The sequence below is a fragment of the Desulforapulum autotrophicum HRM2 genome, assembly GCF_000020365.1.
Lineage (GTDB): Bacteria > Desulfobacterota > Desulfobacteria > Desulfobacterales > Desulfobacteraceae > Desulforapulum > Desulforapulum autotrophicum.
Genome location: NC_012108.1, coordinates 2,178,027 through 2,195,532 on the forward strand (window position 1 = coordinate 2,178,027; position 17,506 = coordinate 2,195,532).

Sequence of the window (17,506 nt, forward strand, 5' to 3'; positions counted from 1 at the left end):
ACAGTGAGGGAAAAATAAAGGAGCCCCCTCACGTTCTTTGGCCAGTTCGTCGATGGGAGCTCCTGCCACTATAACCCTAAATGGCAGGAAACATGATACCACTTGATACCCTCACTCGCCAATCGTTATTTTCCCTTCTTTACGCAATAGACCAAAAACTGGCAGAACAAACAAAAGAAGCCGGTTGCCCTATTGCGGGGGGCCGCTGCATTTTTCCAACTATCAGCGCAAGCCTCGAGGTGGCCCTCCTGAACTGCAAGAGGTTTTTGAAATCCGTTTCAGCCTGTGTTGTGGACGTGAAGGCTGTCGCCGCCGAACCACGCCTCCGTCGGTACGATTTTGGGGCCGGCGGGTTTATTGGGCTCCTGTAGTGTTGTTGGTCACCGCACTTCGTCAAGGGAAAAATCCTGCCATCACTCTAGAGCGACTGAAAGGGCTTTGCGACGTATGGCGTTCCACCGTCAACAGGTGGAAAGACTATTTTCTGAAGATTTTTCCCAAAGAATGGAGCAGACATCCTCTGTCAGGACACATCATGCTTCAGACATCTGACTGCTTGCTCCACGATTTATTAGCCCGTTTCAGTCAACGAGCATCGTCTCCGGAAGCCGCCCTGACCAGTTGCCTTCAGGAGCTTGCCCTGGGGCCATGACAGCCATAATTGCTGAGGGTGCTATTTCTTAGAAAGAGGTCACGCAGAAGTTGGGCCGATGGCAGGCGGCAATCAATCTGTTAGAAGGAGTCTGTTCCCGGTTTGGCCCCGTTTGCCCCCATGGAGGGGGCCGGAGGAAGCAAACCGAAAGGAGAGACTTCATGGGTAATACTCAAACATCCACCTGGCAGCGCTGGGGTCAGTTCCGGCTTGCTGTTATCGGAGAGCTGTTGTCCTGCCCCCCTGCCACGGGAGACCTGCAGCAGGACATCGCCCGGCTTGCACAAAAAGTTTACCAGCATCCCATCAATGGAAGCCAGAAGATTACTTTTGGAGCGTCGACCATTGAGCGCTGGTATTACAAGGCCAGACATGCCGATGATCCAGTGGCTGTCCTGGGCCGCAAAATCCGATCAGATGCCGGAGTTCGCTGGTCCATGTCCAATGCGCTTTTTAACGCGCTGAAAAATCAATACAAAACCTATCCCCGCTGGACCGTGCAACTGCACTACGACAACCTGAAAGTTCTGGCAAAAGGACAGCCGGAATGGGGCAAGTTGCCCAGCTATAAGACTGTTTTACGCTGCATGCGGGATAACGGCTGGTTGCGCTCCCATGAACCGGCCCAGCCCACTCAAGGGCAAAAATGGGCTTCAGAGCGCCGGGAAAAGAGAGAAATAAGGGGTTTTGAAATCGCCTATGTCCATGGGCTCTGGCATCTGGATTTTCACCATGCAAAAATCCGCATTCTCGATGCCTCTGGCAATTGGTTCCAGCCCATGGCTCTGGCTATCCTTGATGACCATTCCCGCATCTGCTGCCACCTGCAATTTTATCTGGCTGAAACGGCAGAATGTCTGGTCCATGGATTAACCCAGGCATTCATGAAACGAGGACTTCCCAGGGCTTTGATGACTGATAACGGGTCTGCCATGCTGGCGGAGGAAACCACACGGGGGTTAGAACGTCTGGGCATCGTGCATAAAACGACCCTGCCCTATTCACCATATCAAAACGGGAAGCAGGAAGTCTTCTGGAGCCAGCTTGAAGGGCGCCTTTTGGAGCTTTTGCGGAAGAAGAAGGACTTGACGCTTTCCTATCTCAACCAGGCCGGACAAGCCTGGACGGAGCAAGACTACCACCGCAGATGTAATCGGGAAATGAAAGCAACGCCTTTGGATCGTCTCATGAACCATAAAAGCGTTGCCAGAAAGGTTCCTGACAGCGAAACGATGCACCTTGCCTTTACACGCAGGATAACGCGAAAACCAAGACGCAGCGACGCCACAGTGGCCGTCGCCGGCATCCGTTATGAGTTGCCGGTTCGATTTGCCCATATGGAATCGGTGGTTCTACTGGCACCCAGCTGGGATAAAAGCCAGATAATACTGGTTGATGAAAAAACCGATACCCCTCTTGCCCGAATTTTACCCCAGGATAAAACAAGTAATGCATCCGGAAGGCGCCGATTCGTTTCATCTGAAAGCCCCCCTGCTGACCCTGTTGAGACCCATGAACAACCTGCTTTGTTAAAAAAGTGGATGGCTGATTACGCAGCCTCGGGCCTGCCCCCTGCTTACCTTCCCAAGGAGGAGATTTCTATTGAATAACATCGATATCCAAAGCCTGTACGGCCTTAAATATAACCCTTTCTTACCCAATATACCCAAAGAGGCCCTTTATGCTCTGCCGGGATCGGAGATTTTTGAACTCAGGATACGCTCCATGGCAGAGCAGGGAGGCTTCGCCCTGATTACCGGAGAGCCGGGACTCGGCAAAAGCAAAACCCTACATAAAATGGCCTGCAGTCTGGAAAGAATCCCCGATCTAACCGTAGGCGTTATGCAGCGGCCCCAAAGCAAGCTAGGAGATTTTTACAGGGAATTGGGTGAATTGTTTAACGTAGCGCTTTCTCCCGCCAATCGGTATGGCGGGTTCAAGATGCTGCGTGAACGCTGGATACACCACTGCCAAACCACCTTATTTAAACCGGTTCTGCTTATTGATGAGGCTCAGCATGTCTCAGATGAATGTCTGACAGAACTTCGGATACTCCAGAGTCATCAATTTGACTCAAAAAACCTGTTGTTTACCGTTTTATGCGGTGACAACAGACTCCCAGAAAGGTTCCGGTCGCCGGAACTGCTACCCCTTGGAAGCCGAATCGGCCCAAGATTGGTGCTTGAACCCCTGAGCCCAGAGCAGCTTCAGAATTATCTACGATTTGCACTGGACCAGGCGGGAAACAGTCAGTTAATGTCCGATGAATTGATTCGTACCTTGGCCAGTCATGCGGCCAACAATCTCAGGGTGCTCAACCAGATGGCGGCTGAATTACTTAATGCTGCCGCTATAAAGGAATTGCCTGTGATTGACGAATCTTTGTTCTTCCAAATATTCTCACCCAGTAGATCCAGGCCCCGGCAAAATCAGAAAGATCCTTTCTGATTGATGGCTTGCTGATCATCAGGGGAATACCGATTGCCCGGTGAAACGGAAGCAGGCTCTGCTGGGGAGCAACCTGCCGAGGGATAGCCGGGTGCAGGAGGCATTGAATAATGCCCTAAATGATGGGGGAGGAGCGGTTATTGATTGCCGCTCCTCCTCGCATTTTTACCATTATTCAAGCCCTTCTGCCTATGCCTTAGAAAACCCAATACCCATGCGCGTAGCGCATTCATCTTCGGATCCATCATTTTGATTGACCACCAATCCATCGATTTGCGAGTCCGCGCTCACATGGAGCAGTTTTCGGCAATATATCTCATGCTCATAGTACAGGCCAACAGCCCCTTGTCATAGTAATTTCGTTTTAATGGATAGGTGTCGGTATCAACCCAACCTTTTCTCGCGATATTTGCCCACAGCCATTGATAAACGGTTTCTGGTCCACAAAATATTTCTCTATACGCAGGATTTCGAATCAAACCACGTGATGTCTTCAAAAAATAATCATCTCCCGATTGTTTCTCCCGAGGAGTTGTTTTTGACTTTAGTACATGGTTTTTCTTTTGTGGAGCTGAGGCTTGAGGTTTGTTTTCTGGATTTATATTGTTAACCTTGCTCGGCTTGGTTCTATCTCGCATGCATTTCATTTCATGATAAAGTTGTTTGCTGACCTGGCCTTCTGGAATATTCGACTCAGGGCTTTTGCTATCGGCAAGGTCTTTTTTCATCTTCAAAAGAATTCCTTTTCCATAAAATGACTCAATGTCTTTGGCTATGGACAACTGCCCCAAGCCAGGGCCATAGATTTTTTCATACGCCCCCAATCCATATTCTTTTTCTTCACTATCTTCGAACAGCTTTGCCCGTTCTATTGGGTCATCTAAGATTGCCTGATATTCTGGTGGCATTTCGTTGTCATAATGTGGGTCCATTTCGCATAATTCTAAACTCATAGTGTTTCCTCCGGTAGACGTGGGCAGGGAGGTGAAACCGGAAATCACCTCCCAATTAAGGCGCTACCACCCAAGATTGATTTTTATTTTCTTGTTTCAATAATTTTTACTGTTAACCCCACCGTTTCATGAGGCGGGCATTCATTCAGCGCAACGTGCTCGGCTATAAAAGTCCTTCCGCTGTCCATCATCGGGCCGATAATTTGGGCAATGGGACCGGGTAAATATCCCAGTTTGACATCATCGATGCCTACCCGCACGGCATTGACATCATTTGGATTGTCTGCTTCTCGTTGAAGCTCATAGGTGCTGAAGGATGGGTAGCTGTAAAGCCTTATATTTTCTTGGCAATCACCGAATGACACTCCAGCTAATTTCGTACTAATTTTTTTCATTTTTTATTCCTATATTATCAGGCGGGCATAGAAATGCCCTTGTTCATAATTATTCCAGGCATTTATTGAATACAGCTCAACACAGCGGACAATAGTTGTACTTGCCCGTAAAATGACCTGGTGCAGGACCCTATGCCCTGCTTTTACTTATGAACAAAGGCAACCATGGAGTGCTTCGCTCGGGGGGATATTTCTTTTGACCAGAAACATCTCTTGTGGGGGTCAGAGGCACTGATTGAACCTTACAGATATTGGGTTTGTAAGATTACCGTTAATCAGGCTTGAGGACAGAATATAGTCATCATTCCTCAAAAGTAAAGTTAGTAATAGTAAAACATCAGACAACAAAGAAAGGCCTTGTAAGGCTATGATACCGAGTTTTAGGGCATGTTTTTATTATCATACTTTACTCACTTTTTATCTCAACCGTTGAAAGGGGTGCTTGCCCACATACAGGCAAGCATCCCAGTTAAAACAATCAGGTCCTTGGAGGAACCGGAAAGGTTGGCTGTTTACCAGGTGGAACCATAGCTGGTCCTCCACCAATTGTCTTTTCCAGCTTGTACAGGTTGTAAATCAAAACCTGAAAGGCGCAATTATCAAGCCTTTCTTCGAACAGTGCGCACTGATTCTGCTGACACTCTTTGTTGAAGAAGGGACAGAGTTTTCCGTTTAATCTTGACATGTTATTTATCCTCCTTTTTCGACTTTTCTAAAGCTTTTGTTGAAGCCATAGCCAAGGTATACCCTTCCTCAAGAAAGCCCTTGAAAGCCTTGATTTCCGTAATCTGCTCCGGGGTATACCGGCGGTATCGAATTTCACCACAGGTAATCCTGATGGGCAGGCTGATAAATCCTCTTTCTTCATGACTTCGAAGCTGACGTGGGGTAAATCCTGTTAACTTGCTTGTGTCTGCGATGCTGAATGTTTCTTCCATAAAAACAATCCTCCTGATTTGAATTTGGGAAAAAATGTTCCCTTATCTATACAGAGGTTAGTTTATTCGTCCTTTTGAAAGGATATGAATACAAGAGGAAAGAAACTGAAATCTATTTTTCCTCATTGACGAAAACAATGGCAGATGCCATAAAATTAATCATTTTGAATTTTTTCAACTTAGGAGGGGTGGTTATTGTCTACAAATTATATTCTGATTGATTATGAAAACGTTCAGCCTCAAAATTTGGATATTCTATCCCAGCATTCTTTCAAAATTATCGTTTTCGTAGGAGAGAACCAGACCAAGCTTCATTTTGACTTGGTTGCTGGTCTCCAGGCATTCGGAAGTGCTGCCAAGTATGTCAAAATCTCAGGAAATGGGAATAATGCCCTGGATTTTCATATTGCCTATTACATTGGAAGGTTGGCAGCCGAAGAGCCGGACGCTTATTTTCATATCATTTCAAAGGATACTGGTTTTGACCCATTGATTAAGCATCTAAGAACGAATAAGGTGCGGGTTCATCGGGAAACTGACTTGGCTGAGATACCTGTCTTAAAAATCTCCAACACCACAAGTAAAGAAGAAACCATCAATGCCATAGTAAAAAATCTTGCCGGACGGGGACAATCCAGACCGCGCAAGGTTAAGACCTTAACCAACACTATTAATTCTTTATTTGATGAAAAACTGGATAATAAAGAAATGATGTCCCTGCTTCAAAGCCTCAAAGACCGAAAATATATTTTGGTGAATGAGACTAATGTTTCATACAGGCTTCCCAAACAGGCTTAGAATCTTCCACTCGTAAGCAGCAAACTTTCCCTGTTTAAATATCTGGGAACAATCCCATAGCTAAGGATTTTCATTTTCTTGTAATATCTGGTTTTTTGATGTAATGATCATTTCAGGAATTTTTGTAGATACAATTTGAATTGTTGAATGTTGGGGCAGTTAACTGTGATGCAAGTTAGTCTTGACTTCTGAAAGGTCAATTTACCATAGGATAATTTTATCATAGAGTTCCTTTACATGCTTACCGAATACTGGTAGGTATGAAATTCGGCAGATATAAAGGAAACAATGGAATCAAATTCTCAGAGGATTGTTGTTCTTGAAGGTGAGCTTACTCGCCTACTATGTTGGATAAATACTGCTGAAACTAAAATATCATTGGTTCTGGCAATTTCGACCGCTATGCTTGGCGCATTGGCTGTATTGAGCCCCGTTTGTTCCGGTTGGACTGTTTTCCCAGCAATACTGGCATCATTTGCTACGCTCTGCTTAGTTTTGAGTATTGTATTTTCAGCTGTATCCTCTTTCCCTCGTACCGACGGACCTGATAGGTCCCTAATTTACTTCGGTGGAATTACGTCACTCGACCTTTCCGAGTACATTAACTCAATGAGCAACTTAACCGAAGATCAGTACATTCACGACCTGATTTGTCAATGTCACAGGAATGCTCAAATTGCTGAAAGAAAGTTTACTTGGGTAAAAAGAGCAATTGCTTGTCTTTTCCTATCGTCAGGCCCTTGGGCTTTGTCGCTCTATCTTCTTTACAGCGCAAAGGCATAATCTATGGGGCTTTCAGACGACATCTCAAAAGATATACAGAAAGCAATTGATTCCCCTTGGAAACTAAGAAAAGGCCAAGTCGTACCTTCCACGACCGATGTTGCTCTTGATGGTGGTGCGGTAGAACTTGGAGCAACATTTCTCTACGCTGATCTTGCTGACTCATCAAAAATGGCGAAAGAACTTGACCGTCGTGTTGCGGCAAAAATTATGAAATCATTTCTCTCAACAACTTGTCGGCTAATCAAGTCATGTGGTGGTGTTATCCAAAGCTTTGACGGTGACAGAGTAATGGGTATTTTCATTGGTGGTCAAAAAAATACAAGCGCGGCCAAATGTGCCCTTCAAATAAAATATGTCGTAAGGGAAATAATTAAGCCGAAGTTTGAAGCAAAATACGAAAAAGTCAGGGATGCTTCCTTCACCATAAATCATGGTGTTGGTGTTGATACTGGAACTGTTGTCACCGTTCGAGCAGGTGCGCGTGGGGCAAATGACCTTATTTGGATCGGCAGGGCACCAAACTTAGCTGCAAAGCTTAGTGATATTCGCGACTCTCCATACAATACATTTATTACTGCCAGCGTTTACAATTCATTGATGTACTCTTCAAAATACGGTGGTAAAGAAAATAAAAACATGTGGGAGGCTAGAACCTGGAAATTCCTTGGCCAGAACCTATCAGTCTACCGGTCTAACTGGCACTGGAAACCATAAATGCGGCTAACCAACTAATCAACCGGACGGTAAATACGTCTGTGCAAATTTGAAAAGCAAAACCAAATTGCGGTGGTGGCCGAACCTTCGCGTCGCCGCCAGTTATCATGAACCGTTACTCAAGTACTATTATCCTATCTCGAATCTTTAATCGACCGTAATTTTTCAAGGATATCAATCGTAAGTTTGACCCTTGTTGATGTGAACTGGTTCTATTGGCCACCGAAAAACACTGCCACCTCCCGGCCTACAATTTCAGGCCGGGGGCTAAAGGCATCATTCCCCTGTCAAATGGCCATGTAGCATAGCGTAAAGTAGTATTGTAAATGTAGAACCCATCCCTCACAGACCCAACACGATTGAGCCAGCAATAGTCATGAGAAGTGCCATACAATGAACAAAAAAATTGATTGGTTTGGATGAACGGACGGAATGAACACTACGGGTGTTGGTGCTACGGAATAGAAACTGCTTGGGATGAGGACTACGGGTGTTGGTGCTATCTGATAGACACTGCTTGGGATGAGAACCACGGGTGTTGGTGCTACGGGATAGACACTACTCTACTCTATTGTTATTACTACTATTACCACTATAACTATTTTAATCTCCATCATCCAGGTCCTGTTCATCTTCCCTTTGCTGTCGTCGTCGTTCCTGCTCTTCCTCTGCCAACTCTTCTGAGAGCGGGCCAATAATCATCCAGTCTTCAACATCAAAACCGTCAAAATCAAACATATCTTCCTCCTCATCAAACATATCTTCCTCCTCGTTAAAATGGTATCTCAAAATCATCAAAGGTTATCTGCTCAGGCTTCTCCACCGGTATAAACTGGGCGTTATCAGGAAGCAAGCTCCTGAACTCTTCCGGTATTTCACCTTGTTCCCATAGGTTCATGGTTCTCACCTCTCTGCCATCATGAAACAAGATGTGGAATTCTTTTCCTCCATTGCCCCTGAAAAGATATCCTTCGCCCCCTATCATGTAATGAAATCCTTTAATGATAGCTTTCCTGGCCTCATCCTCTGGCTTTAAGCATGTCTTTTTCAGCCAAAAGGAACAATCAAAGCAGTTGTCCCCCAGATAAGCGTCAGGTGTGAGATTCTTCTTGTAAGTCTTGCCACAAAATTCACATATTTCAATCATTTTTTTTACCTCCTTTATCCTTCGATCTGATTTCATCCATGACCTTCTTTCTACAAGCCTCGCACATACCATGGCTGATAATTGGTAGGCCTTGTTTTTCCATTCTCAATGCGAAACTATTTGCAGGGCCTTCCTTTGTTTTTATAAATTTTCCACACCACGCACACTTAATTTGATAAACCATTTTTGCTCCCTCCAATGAAAAAGGGGACCCATTGGCATTAAACCCGAGAATCCCCTCTGTTGTTGATTGAGATTGCCTTTTACAGGCGATATTGGCCGTTTTAAGCCGCTTCTTGTTGTTCGCTGGTAATGCCTTCTGCTTTGCCATGAAGGATGAGATTGAGCACCTTCTCGGTGTCAGAAAGGACTTTGAGGCAGGCCTTGTGTGGAGACATTTTGATTTTCTCTGCATATCCTTTGATGTACCGATAACTGTTCCCGGTGGTGTCCTCGATGTTTCTTCCGACAATACGGGCCAGTGCCTGGGCAGACAGTTCGGCTGTAATCTCCTGGAAAGGGTCTTGGCCGGGCTTCATCTTGCCTTTGATGATATGGTCCGCCGCATGACTAACCTCGTGAAATAGGGTTTTTTCTGCTGGCGTAGCGAGCCCAATCTCCTTGCGGTCTGGAGCGTAATAGCCGTAATATCTGTAATTCCCAGGTACTGCCTTCACGCTGACACCCAGTTCCTTTGCCCTGTCAAGCAGGGGCAGTTCCGGGAGTTCAATGTTCTGATAATCAAGCGCATCGCCTTTCGTATCTTCCACGCGAAATACCGGCATGGGCTTGAATGAGGTTAGGACCTGTTTATCCTCTTCTTTCTCCTCATCGTGGACCTTTTTGAAGCACGGAATAACAATGTAGACTGCTTTTGAGCCCTTCTTGACAAAACGATTGACCTCTTTCCACTGATTAAATCCACGGCTGTCTATGGTTCCGGCCAGGAACTGAATCACTCGGTTATTAAATGACCAATTCTCGCTGGGTATGCCTGAAATCGGCGGAAAGGTTGCCACAGATATTGCCTCTGGGATGTTTCCGGTTTCAAAAGCATTAAGTATGGAATCAAGGACGTTTTTAATTTTCTCGTTCATAGGTGTCTCCTTTGCCCTGCGTATGGCTTCCAGGGCTGTTTCTCGTTGATTTAAGATGGATTCGTTGACGGGAAGGGCTTGCTCTAATAGCCGCACTGGGAGCAGATAATACGGGGATTTGTGCCGTTTCTGATGGTGATGTCATTCCCGAGAAAGTGGCCGAATGTAATGTGATGCCCACAGTCGAGTTTGAATTTGCGACCCTTGAGTTGTTTGATTATCTCCCTGAGTTCGTCTGCGTTTTGATATGTTTCCTTCTGTTCCTTTGTCATGTGGGACCTCCAAAAGCAGAAAAAGCCACCCAGGGGTGAAATTCCCCAGATGGCCTTAATGATGATGAAAATGATTTTTAGGCGTAGATGACCTTGACGGTGTCAAAACTGATTGCCCAGCCGTCCAACCTGTCGTTGCTACTGAAACCGTTGTTGAGCCAGATGCCTCCGTGGAACACGTTCGGATGATGCTGGCGGTCAAATTCGATGAACAGGTTGCAGATATACTTCCACATTTCTCGCCCAACCTCTGGGAACCCTTCAATTTGTTTGATGCGGTCCCAGTCTGGGAAGACCAGTTTGTAGACCCCGACCAGGGCAGAGTTTTGGCTATCCACAATCTCAAAGATATCGAGCAAACGTTGTTGAAGGTCTTCTTTGGTTGTAATTCCCTGGTTTGCCAATGCGTTGTTTCTGTAAATCTTTTTCATTTCTGTCTCCTTGTGTTTTGGGCATAAAAAAACCACTTGCCGGGCTGACAAATGGTTGAAGGTCAATGAATTGTGCCGGTAGGTTCAGATTGATTCGTTGTACATGTCCTGAATCAATCCATGTTCCGAGAAACTGTAAAAGGAGTCATCGTCCATGCTGATAATGAGATGCTCGTGAACCGTTATCCCCATGATATTTGAGGCCTTAATTATCCTTTCCGTTATGGCTATGTCTTCAGGAGATGGAGTAAGGGTGCCACTGGGGTGGTTATGACAGAGAATCATGGCTGAGGAATTAGCCAAAATTGCCGGTTTTAATACCTCCCTTGGATGAACAGTGGCAGAAGAGAGGCTTCCTGTAGAAACGATATTCAAGCCTATAATTTTGTTCTTGGCATTTAGCATCAAGATACAGAACTGCTCCCGATCTGGCTGCCCCTGCATCTCAATTAGAGATTTCATTATCTTCTGAGCCTGCTTAGGCCCACTCAATGATTCCCGACCAAACTTTATGCCTTTATCTCGAACCAGGGAGATTCGGTAAACGGCGATGAACTTTTTGCTGGGCTTTGTGTTCGTCTCAGGTTCCCCAAAGAGGTTCATTTGTTGGTAGTCTTGTGGCTGTTCCATGACCCTTGCCTTTTTCATGTTGACTCCTCCTTAAAATAAAAAAAGCCTCCCTGGAGAATCCAGAAAAGCCTATGATATTGATGATACGGGTTGTTTGAGGTTTGTGGTTATGACCGCCGGGTTAACAAAAGATGTATTCTATCCGGCTGTGCTCGACATAAAGGCAGGGATTTCCCATGAATTCACTTTGCCAAAAGGATACTGCCCAGTCATCTTTCAGGGTTAAATCTTCTGCCTTACCATCCGACCAGTCATAGCCAGGGAATAGAGCCTTGAGTTGCTCAACATCAACCTGCTCAATGAACTCCGTGTAATCAATCTCTGTGGCATTGTCGCACATGTCATGAATCGAATCCTCAGTGCTATGGACGCAATTGGCTGTGTATCTCATATAAATTCCCTCAGTTTTTTGATGATTGTAGAAGGGGGCAATCCTTCACGCCCCAGGGTCTCTTTAATCTCATGGTCTTCTACGAACATTTCCCCTACGATTTCAGAGCCCTCAAAGACTTGTAGGCCTACATATCCGAGGCTTTGGTTGTGGCTAAGAACATAGGTCTGGAGGCCCTCACGATACACATCCAGGCCATCTCCATAACCGGCAGAAAGTTTGTGGGTATGCTGGCCGGATATGTCCCTGAATGTGATTACAAGGCACGGGCTGTGTCGTTTGGCATGTAGCATCTCCCAGAAATCTTCTTTGTTGATTCGGTAATTATGGATTTTTCGCATTGGTTTCTCCTTCCCCGTTAAATGGGCATGAGCAACATTTGGTTTTATCCCGGCAGGCCTGGCATATTTTATCCTTGTCCAGTGTGGCCCCCAGGTAATCAAAAATTTCATTCATTGCCTTTGTCATTGGCATCCGCAACTTCCAGGCAATACGCCGTAATGTGGCGCTATGCCGTTGTGTTAATTCGGGAGTGTATGCCATTGCTTTCCCCCTTTCTGTGAGTTGTTCTTGGTGGTAGAGGGCCATCCCTGGGCCTTACAGATAACTTCCACTTGCCCGGCAGGTCTTGGCTTCCAGTACAAATCGCAATCAATCTCAAGATACCCCTTTGCCTTGATGGATTTTAGTTCGCTGAGGCTTGTATAGCCCCATTCTGCGTTGTGTAAATCGCCATGGAGAATGGCAAAGACAAAGAAGGTATCAACCCCATCGAACTCAACAACAAACCAGTCGCAGCCGCCGATGAAGAAATGGAAATGAACGATTTTCTCCTTCATGGGGATGTGTTCTGTCTCATAGAGTTTTGGGATAGTTGCCAGTTGTTCAGGTGTTGGTGTGTTCCACATTGTTGTCGTCTCCTTTTGTGTTGGTGATTATGGCTGGATTTCAGCCGTTGCTATTGATGAGATGCTTTATGAACCGTGAGGCTTCAACCCTGTTAAGGTCATTCAGGTGCTTCCCGAATAAATCCTGACACTGGCTATTCAAGCTGTCTGTGTTGTAGCCTCGTTTCCCACCGACATGCTGAATCAGCTTCTGTTGCTTCGGGGTCATTGGCTTCTCTGTACGAAAATTACAATCTGACCGTCCATGGAAGTTGTCCCAATTACAACCTGACATGGCAGGCATAGTATTTTGATGACAATCTCCCAGCCTGGTTAGGGTGTGCTGATGGGTCTTGATGAACACCCCGGACAGAGCCGAAACACGGATTACGGCATCCACCAGAGCGGACTTGACAGCCATCTTGATGCTGGTATTCAGACTCCAGTTATCCTGCCGGATGTGTCGACCACCAGTCCCTTCTGAAACAACAGCGCCATTTTGTGTGTGAAGCTCACATTTGATGATTATTTGGCTGACTTCTTGACGAAAAACACATGCCTTTTCATACTGTTCCAGATTGGGGAATCGAGCTGTCAGCCCCAGTACCGAGATAATACGTTCAGCACCGGCCTTGTAGAGCATCGGGCGCGAATAATGGCTGATGTCTCGGCACAGGGCTGGGTTTCCGGCTCTGGCGTATCGACAGCGTTCATCCAGATGGATTCTGCCGAAGTCCACTCCTTCTCTGAAATTCTCCCGCATCCACCGGAGTAGTGCCTTCCTGTTCTCTTCACGCTTGTTCAGGGCCTTTGTGAAGGTCTCTGTGGGCATGTCCAAGGGAGCATTGGGGAATAGAGTTATGCCGCCGGATTTCGTTTTGTTTGACCCCGGAGGTGGTTCTCCTGGAGGCTTGAAACGTTTGATAATCTCTGTTTGGTTGATGGGTGTAAGCATAAAAACCTCCTTTTGCTGATGGTGAAAATGAAAATGGCCCTCCCGATTAAAGGAAAGCCAATTATTGATTTTGGTGCTGTGTTTGTTGTTTTACAGACCCATGCCAGCCCGAATGAAACCCTGGAATCTATGGTCCCTGGCGCAGCAATCTGTTTTACCGCAGATGAAGCATAACCCTGTACTGGCTTCAAACTGTTCTGATGACAGCCACAGGTTATGACCGCAGATACAGGTGAAGAGCCGTGCCTGCTGGATGATAGATTTCTGTGTTGCCTTCATTGGCTGTTGGCAGGATGGACATGGAAGCTGGATGGATTTCCAGGCGCTGGGGATGAATGACCTGATGTTCATGATGCTGCTCCTTTCTTGGTTAATTAATAGGGGGAGGGGTAAAACTGTTGATGAGTTAAAACGATGAACCTGGTATGCCTGGATTAAAGGGTCTCGGTGGATTGGGGCTATGCTGAAACCTATGGAGTAGGGCATGGGGGGCTATTGTATATCAAACGCAAAACAACCCTTAAATTACTATACAGGAGCCATTCACACACGCTGGTTGATTTTTGAAAAGGTCGACCAGGATGTCTGTCATGCGGAATCTTTATTCAGGATATTGCCGGTGGAAAGGACCCCAATAATATGGTGAGATGGGATTAAAAGGGAAGGACCATGATATAATTCTGGCTTGACGATACAGGTACTTAATTTTTCGTCAACTATGTTTTTTTACCATTGCGTTTCGTCAGGAGGCCTGATATGAAGGTCTAAAAAGGCCACAATTCAAATCAACTACGAGCCATCGCCCCATAACGCCACTGGTCTTGGACAGCATCAGAGCAATGACACAATAACTAATCTTTTCCCGATTGACAGTTGCAGACCTGTCGGTTAAAAAGTTATTCTTTCATGGCACCTCCGAACTGATGATGTCCATTGGTAAGGCAGGGTCCTACCAACTCTGTCTTACCATTCTTTTTTCTGTCTTACCTGTTATCGAGTTTAGCAGAAGAGATGCTTCGCTTTAGGCGTGGATGGGTTTTCCAATTCACGGGAAACGGCGAAATGGATTGACGAATCGCATCAATAGACCCTTTTACAATCCAAACCTTGATTATTTCGCCTCTCCGTGTAATACCCATCACGACCATTTGATTAAAACTGACTTTTTGTGGAGCACCTGAATGACACTTGATTTACCTTCTCTTGAAACCTGGCTATGGGGCTCTGCTGACATCCTGCGTGGAAGTATCGACAGTAGTGATTTCAAAAATTATATTTTCGGTCTGCTGTTCTTGAAGCGGGCGAATGATGTGTTTGATGAAGAAAATGAAAAACTTGTAGAGAAAGAAAACTGGGATATTGAAGCCGCAGCAAGCGACCCTGACTATCATAAATTTTTCATTCCTGACACTGCCCGTTGGCAAACCATCATTGAAAAGACCGAGAACATAGGTCAAGCCATAGATGAGGCTTTGGCAGCCATCGAAGAGGAAAACTTAAACCTCGAAGGTGTTATGACCGCTGTACATTTCGGGAACAAAGATGTCCTGAGTGATGCGCTCCTTCAACGGCTCCTGAACCATTTCAACAAGTATTCCCTGAAAAACAAAGACCTTTACACGCCAGACCTTCTGGGTGATGCCTACGAGTACCTCATTAAAATGTTTGCCGATGATGCTGGCAAGAAGGGTGGTGAGTTTTACACGCCCAAGGGTGTTGTCCGGCTGATTGTCCAACTGATAAAACCAGAGCCTAAAAATTCCGTGTATGACCCCACCTGCGGTTCCGGTGGTATGCTTGTTGAAAGCGCAAGGTACATTGCTGAACAGGGCGGTAAGGTTGGAGAACTCCTGGATGCCAGTTTGTTCGGGCAGGAAAAGAACCTTGGCACCTGGGCTATCTGTAAAATTAACATGATTCTCCACAATTATTCTGATGCTGACATCAAGAAGGGCTGTACATTGTCTACCCCGAAGCATTCGACTTCCGATGGGGAACTGATGATTTTTGACCGGGTAATCGCCAACCCTCCCTTCTCCCAGAATAAATGGTGGGATGCTGCGGAGGTAGATGTTAAGGTTAATGGAAATGGCAAAGAGATGGCAGTCAATTATAGTAAGGCGGTGTCAGACCCATATGGCCGGTTCCAGTATGGTGTCCCTCCCCGTGGCTATGCTGACCTTGCCTTCCTCCAGCACATGATAAGCGTATTGAACCAGAACGGTAAACTGGGTATCGTTCTCCCCCATGGTGTGTTGTTCCGGGGGGGCTCAGAAGGCAAAATTCGAAAGGGTATTCTGAAAGATGATATCTTGGAAGCCGTTGTTGGTCTCCCCTCCAAACTTTTTTACAACACCGGTATTCCCGCATCCATCCTCATTGTGAACAAGTCCAAACCTATCCATCTCAAAAATAAGGTCATTTTCATTGATGCCAGCCAGGATTACAAGGAAGGCAAGAACCAGAACCGCCTTGAAGAGGAGCATGTCAAAAAAGTAGTCGAGGCCTATGATGCCGGTCAAGAAATCGACAAGTTCATGCGCATCGTTGACATGAAAGAAATCAAAGAAAACGACTACAACTTGAACATAACCCGCTACATTGATACCAGCGAGGAAGAGGTCGCAGTGGATTTGGTGGCTACGCTTGCCGGTATCAAGGAGATTGAGGCCAGGGAACAGGAGATAGATGCCAGGCTGGCTGGATACTTGAAAGAGTTGGGGTTGTAGGATGGAGCAGAGAGAAGGGTATAAAAAGACGAAGATAGGGTGGATACCTGAGGACTGGGATTGTGTAAAATTAGGTGGGATTGTAAATAAGGTTGGAAGTGGAATAACTCCACGTGGAGGGAGTAAGGTCTATTGCGACAAAGGGGTACCATTTTTTCGGAGTCAAAATATCCTTCACGGAACAGTATCAGTTAAAGACATTGTCTACATCTCAGAAAATTTACATCAAAAAATGAAAAACACACATCTACAACCTGCTGATGTCCTTCTCAATATCACAGGAGCTTCAATTGGAAGATGTTGTGTATTCCCAAACAATTTTAAAAAAGGAAATGTTAATCAGCATGTTTGTATTATTAGGCCTGATGGTACAATTAAATCTCAGTATCTTTGCTCTCTTTTGAATTCGCCAATAGGACAAAAACAGATATGGAATTTCCAGGCAGGAGGTAATCGAGAAGGCCTTAATTTTCAGCAGATAAGGTCTTTTATTCTCCCTCTCCCACCCCTACCAGAACAACAAAAAATAGCAGACGTCCTCTCCACAGTTGATGACAAAATCTCATCTATCGACCAGCAAATCCAACAAACCGAACAGTTGAAAAAAGGATTGATGGAAAAACTCCTGACCGAGGGGATAGGGCATACAGAGTTCAAGGATACGGAGATAGGGCAGATACCTGCGAGTTGGGATGTTGTGAAACTCAAAACAATTTGTCATAGGATTTTCGTTGGGATAGCAACTTCCACAAGTGAACATTACACAAATGATGGTATACCAATTATCAGGAATCAAAACATTAAAGAAAATTCAATTTCTGGTGATGATTTGTTGAAAATTACAAACGATTTCAATGAGAAAAACCATTCTAAAAAATTGATGGTGGGAGACATTATTACTGCCAGAACTGGGTATCCTGGTATGTCGTGTGTTATCCCTAAAAAATTTGAAGGTGCTCAAACATTCACCACACTCGTAAGTAGACCAAATAAAGAGCGAATCTTTCCTCATTATTTATCTCGGTATATAAACTCTGACATTGGAAAGAAGATTGTTTTAAGCAATCAGGCTGGCGGAGCCCAACAAAATCTGAATGCTGGCAGATTAAAAGAGATTCCAATTATATTACCACCCCTCGAAGAACAAAAGCAAATAGCCACCATCCTCTCCAGCGTAGATGACAAAATAGATGTCCTTCGCTCAAAGAAAACATCCTACACCACCCTCAAAAAGGGACTTATGGGTCAACTGCTCACCGGACAAATGAGGGTCAAAATATAAA

22 protein-coding genes are annotated in these 17,506 nt (G+C 45.4%); 8 read left to right on the forward strand and 14 right to left on the reverse strand.

The genetic code is table 11. The features are described 5' to 3' along the window. Positions 1 to 813 precede the first annotated feature (813 nt). Entirely contained in the window at positions 814 to 2,262 is a 1,449-nt protein-coding gene (locus tag HRM2_RS09575) for an IS481 family transposase (RefSeq protein ID WP_015903809.1), read from the forward strand. Further along, on the forward strand, positions 2,255 to 3,100 hold the full coding sequence (locus HRM2_RS09580; RefSeq protein WP_015903810.1) for an ExeA family protein: 846 nt from the start codon (positions 2,255 to 2,257) through the stop codon (positions 3,098 to 3,100). Before HRM2_RS09575 ends, HRM2_RS09580 begins: the two co-directional genes overlap by 8 nt. A 287-nt stretch (positions 3,101 to 3,387) precedes the next feature. On the opposite strand, the gene HRM2_RS09585 is transcribed toward HRM2_RS09580, so the two are convergent. The 3 genes from HRM2_RS09585 to HRM2_RS09600 all read right to left on the reverse strand — a co-directional run bounded on the left by HRM2_RS09585 (position 3,388) and on the right by HRM2_RS09600 (position 5,386). Further along, positions 3,388 to 4,053 carry a hypothetical protein gene (locus tag HRM2_RS09585; RefSeq protein ID WP_015903811.1) on the reverse strand — a complete coding sequence of 222 codons (666 nt, stop codon included), beginning with the start codon at positions 4,051 to 4,053 and terminating at the stop codon, positions 3,388 to 3,390. Positions 4,054 to 4,136: 83 nt separating this feature from the next. Beyond that, positions 4,137 to 4,448 carry an HIRAN domain-containing protein gene (locus HRM2_RS09590; RefSeq protein ID WP_015903812.1) on the reverse strand — a complete coding sequence of 104 codons (312 nt, stop codon included), beginning with the start codon at positions 4,446 to 4,448 and terminating at the stop codon, positions 4,137 to 4,139. A 686-nt stretch (positions 4,449 to 5,134) separates the two neighbouring features. After that, the gene (locus HRM2_RS09600) at positions 5,135 to 5,386 is read right to left on the reverse strand and encodes a MerR family transcriptional regulator (protein WP_015903814.1); all 252 of its coding nucleotides are present in this window, start codon (positions 5,384 to 5,386) and stop codon (positions 5,135 to 5,137) included. 195 nt (positions 5,387 to 5,581) lie between these two features. Here HRM2_RS09600 and HRM2_RS09605 point away from each other — a divergent pair, with 195 nt between their 5' ends. The 3 genes from HRM2_RS09605 (at position 5,582) to HRM2_RS09615 (ending at position 7,684) form a co-directional block, all read left to right on the forward strand. After that, entirely contained in the window at positions 5,582 to 6,184 is a 603-nt protein-coding gene (locus HRM2_RS09605; RefSeq protein ID WP_015903815.1) for a PIN domain-containing protein, read from the forward strand. Positions 6,185 to 6,472: 288 nt separating this feature from the next. Beyond that, positions 6,473 to 6,967: a Pycsar system effector family protein gene (locus tag HRM2_RS09610; RefSeq protein WP_015903816.1), complete on the forward strand. Its 495-nt coding sequence runs from the start codon at positions 6,473 to 6,475 to the stop codon at positions 6,965 to 6,967. A gap of 3 nt (positions 6,968 to 6,970) precedes the next feature. Then, the gene (locus HRM2_RS09615) at positions 6,971 to 7,684 is read left to right on the forward strand and encodes an adenylate/guanylate cyclase domain-containing protein (protein ID WP_015903817.1); all 714 of its coding nucleotides are present in this window, start codon (positions 6,971 to 6,973) and stop codon (positions 7,682 to 7,684) included. Positions 7,685 to 8,287: 603 nt separating this feature from the next. On the opposite strand, the gene HRM2_RS27035 is transcribed toward HRM2_RS09615, so the two are convergent. The 11 genes from HRM2_RS27035 to HRM2_RS25135 all read right to left on the reverse strand — a co-directional run bounded on the left by HRM2_RS27035 (position 8,288) and on the right by HRM2_RS25135 (position 13,494). Further along, positions 8,288 to 8,443: a hypothetical protein gene (locus tag HRM2_RS27035; protein ID WP_015903818.1), complete on the reverse strand. Its 156-nt coding sequence runs from the start codon at positions 8,441 to 8,443 to the stop codon at positions 8,288 to 8,290. A gap of 13 nt (positions 8,444 to 8,456) precedes the next feature. Beyond that, positions 8,457 to 8,831 carry a hypothetical protein gene (locus tag HRM2_RS09620; RefSeq protein WP_015903819.1) on the reverse strand — a complete coding sequence of 125 codons (375 nt, stop codon included), beginning with the start codon at positions 8,829 to 8,831 and terminating at the stop codon, positions 8,457 to 8,459. Next, the gene (locus HRM2_RS27625) at positions 8,824 to 9,162 is read right to left on the reverse strand and encodes a hypothetical protein (RefSeq protein ID WP_232364238.1); all 339 of its coding nucleotides are present in this window, start codon (positions 9,160 to 9,162) and stop codon (positions 8,824 to 8,826) included. The genes HRM2_RS09620 and HRM2_RS27625 overlap by 8 nt, the downstream gene beginning before the upstream one ends. Then, positions 9,116 to 9,928 carry an ArdC-like ssDNA-binding domain-containing protein gene (locus tag HRM2_RS09630; protein ID WP_015903821.1) on the reverse strand — a complete coding sequence of 271 codons (813 nt, stop codon included), beginning with the start codon at positions 9,926 to 9,928 and terminating at the stop codon, positions 9,116 to 9,118. The genes HRM2_RS27625 and HRM2_RS09630 overlap by 47 nt, the downstream gene beginning before the upstream one ends. An 83-nt stretch (positions 9,929 to 10,011) precedes the next feature. Next, positions 10,012 to 10,200, reverse strand: a complete 189-nt coding sequence (locus HRM2_RS09635; protein ID WP_041273185.1) for a hypothetical protein — start codon at positions 10,198 to 10,200, stop codon at positions 10,012 to 10,014. 77 nt (positions 10,201 to 10,277) lie between these two features. Continuing rightward, positions 10,278 to 10,631, reverse strand: coding sequence for a hypothetical protein (locus HRM2_RS09640; RefSeq protein ID WP_015903822.1), 354 nt, complete (start codon positions 10,629 to 10,631; stop codon positions 10,278 to 10,280). A gap of 84 nt (positions 10,632 to 10,715) precedes the next feature. Next, the gene (locus HRM2_RS09645) at positions 10,716 to 11,279 is read right to left on the reverse strand and encodes a JAB domain-containing protein (protein ID WP_015903823.1); all 564 of its coding nucleotides are present in this window, start codon (positions 11,277 to 11,279) and stop codon (positions 10,716 to 10,718) included. A 103-nt stretch (positions 11,280 to 11,382) separates the two neighbouring features. After that, entirely contained in the window at positions 11,383 to 11,652 is a 270-nt protein-coding gene (locus tag HRM2_RS09650; protein WP_015903824.1) for a hypothetical protein, read from the reverse strand. Beyond that, entirely contained in the window at positions 11,649 to 12,104 is a 456-nt protein-coding gene (locus HRM2_RS09655) for a hypothetical protein (protein ID WP_015903825.1), read from the reverse strand. Before HRM2_RS09655 ends, HRM2_RS09650 begins: the two co-directional genes overlap by 4 nt. Positions 12,105 to 12,173: 69 nt before the next feature. Further along, positions 12,174 to 12,560, reverse strand: coding sequence for a DUF2958 domain-containing protein (locus HRM2_RS09660; RefSeq protein ID WP_015903826.1), 387 nt, complete (start codon positions 12,558 to 12,560; stop codon positions 12,174 to 12,176). A gap of 40 nt (positions 12,561 to 12,600) precedes the next feature. Continuing rightward, positions 12,601 to 13,494, reverse strand: coding sequence for a hypothetical protein (locus HRM2_RS25135; protein WP_015903827.1), 894 nt, complete (start codon positions 13,492 to 13,494; stop codon positions 12,601 to 12,603). Positions 13,495 to 13,506: 12 nt separating this feature from the next. Here HRM2_RS25135 and HRM2_RS27040 point away from each other — a divergent pair, with 12 nt between their 5' ends. The 3 genes from HRM2_RS27040 to HRM2_RS25140 all read left to right on the forward strand — a co-directional run bounded on the left by HRM2_RS27040 (position 13,507) and on the right by HRM2_RS25140 (position 17,505). Continuing rightward, positions 13,507 to 13,668, forward strand: coding sequence for a hypothetical protein (locus tag HRM2_RS27040; RefSeq protein ID WP_232364239.1), 162 nt, complete (start codon positions 13,507 to 13,509; stop codon positions 13,666 to 13,668). A gap of 1,007 nt (positions 13,669 to 14,675) precedes the next feature. Further along, a complete protein-coding gene (locus tag HRM2_RS09675; RefSeq protein WP_015903831.1) occupies positions 14,676 to 16,223 on the forward strand; it encodes a type I restriction-modification system subunit M in 1,548 nt (515 codons plus the stop codon). A gap of 1 nt (position 16,224) precedes the next feature. After that, a complete protein-coding gene (locus HRM2_RS25140) occupies positions 16,225 to 17,505 on the forward strand; it encodes a restriction endonuclease subunit S (protein WP_015903832.1) in 1,281 nt (426 codons plus the stop codon). The last annotated feature ends 1 nt before the right edge of the window (position 17,506 follow it).